This window comes from Candidatus Cloacimonadota bacterium, assembly GCA_012516855.1.
Lineage (GTDB): Bacteria > Cloacimonadota > Cloacimonadia > Cloacimonadales > Cloacimonadaceae > Syntrophosphaera.
This window is the reverse complement of the sequence record JAAYWB010000114.1, coordinates 1-1908: the sequence shown is the minus strand read 5'-3', so window position 1 is coordinate 1908 and position 1908 is coordinate 1. Positions and strand designations below refer to the sequence as shown.

At 50.1% G+C, this 1908-nt stretch carries 2 protein-coding genes; both read right to left on the bottom strand.

Annotated elements, in window-relative coordinates:
* Window positions 1-680 (bottom strand): ABC transporter permease (locus tag GX466_09270; GenBank protein NLH94385.1); only part of this gene is annotated, 680 nt, incomplete at its 3' end.
* Window positions 681-777: 97 nt separating this feature from the next.
* Window positions 778-1908, bottom strand: a 1131-nt coding sequence (locus GX466_09265) for a DNA topoisomerase IV subunit A (GenBank protein NLH94384.1), incomplete at its 5' end; no start/stop codon positions are given.

Here is a 1908-nt window from a genome sequence, read left to right as displayed (position 1 = left end):
CACCGCAAACCTGCCAAAACCGTATTTAGCAAGAGCACGACCGCCATCAACATGATGCCTAGCCCCAAAGCCAAGGGCAAGTCGCCTTTGCTGGTTTCCAACGCAATGGATGTCGTCATCACGCGCGTAAAACCATCAATATTGCCACCGACCACCATCACCGTACCCACCTCTGCAATGGCACGTCCGAACGCGGCAATCAACACCATCAACACAGCTATACGCTCATCCCACACGTGCAACAGTGCTCTGAATAATCGGGGTGCACCCAAGGACTGTAGTTGCTCGCCACGCTGTTTATCTGCGTCCTCGATTAATTGACGAATCAACGCCATCACCACAGGCAATACCAAAATTGTCTGCGCCAACACCATGGCTTTGACACTGAAAAGCCAACCCAACTCGCCCAACGGCCCAGAACGAGACAGCAACAAATAAACCAATAAACCCACAACCACGGCAGGTAAAGATAAAAGTGTATTGAGTATCAGCAACACCAAACCACGGCCTGCGAAATGCGATACCGCCAACCACGCCCCGAACACCACACCCAGCACACTGGCTAGCAAACTCGCCCAAGCACTCACCCACAAAGACCGCGCCACAATCGACCAAAGTTGCACATCATTCGATGCGATCAAGGCGAATGCAGTTGACAATGATTGTGAGATTGAATTCACAGCAGGTTTTGCAACAACAACATAAAAGTTTTAAATGCTATATATTTAATAGCACACTAGGCAATAAATACGATATCTATATGCCATTCTAACCATATTACTCGACCCGAAGCACGTCCATAGGCTTGAAACCCAAGTCAGCAGCCTTGCCCTTGCGCGCACGCGCGGCGCGCGCATTATTCAGGCTGCGTATCTCTAGGTTTTCAGAACGCTCTTTGCCACCACGTCCTATACCTGTGATGTTGATGCTGCGCGTGTAAGCAGCTGCACCTGCCAAAGTGTCTTTTGCGTCCAAGTCAATCAACATCAGCCCACGGCCACCATTGGTCATGGTTTTTAAATCTTTGATTTCAAACGTCAAGATTCTCCCGCCTGTGGAAGCGCAAGCCACATGCGTTGCAGCAAGCCAAGTACGACCGCTTTGATTGGTTTGCTCATTGGATGCCGCGTTAGAAGCAGTTAAAGCAAAACCATTGCTATTCACATTGCTGGCGGATGCTTGCGATGGACGGCAAATTTGTTCTCCCTCATTGCAAGTGACAAACGCTTTACCGGCTTTGAGGCGCGATGTCATGCTCTCAACCGTGGCCAAAAAGCCGTAACCGGCTGAGCTGGACAACAGCAGCACCGCATTGCTGGAGCCTGCAAAATAATGAAGCAGTTGAGTACCCGATTCAAGCTCAATCAAAGTGGTCACTGGTTGACCATCGCCACGCGCACCAGGCAACATCGCAACAGGCACTGAGTACACACGTCCTTGACTGCCAAAGGCCAGCAATGTGTCGACCGTGCGGCATTCAAACGTGCCATACAAATCATCGCCTGCTTTGAATGCAAAACTCGCGGCGTCATGTCCATGACCAGTTCTGGCACGCACCCAGCCTTTGCTACTGACCACCACCGTCACGGGTTCGTCCACAATTTTGACTTCCAAAACCGCTTTCTTTTCGGTTTGTATCAAGGTACGACGCTCATCGGCAAACTGCTTGGCATCTTGCTCAATTTCCTTCACCATCAAGCGGCGCAAACTGTTGGGGTTGGCCAAAATTTCTTCCAACTTACCTTGCTCAGTTCGAAGCTCGCTGAGTTCTTGTTCAATTTTGATGGCTTCTAATCGCGCCAATTGGCGCAAGCGAATATCCAATATGTCGTCAGCTTGACGTTCAGACAAATTGAATCGTGCAATCAGTGCGGCTTTGGGTTCATCCGACTCTCGAATGATGGCAAT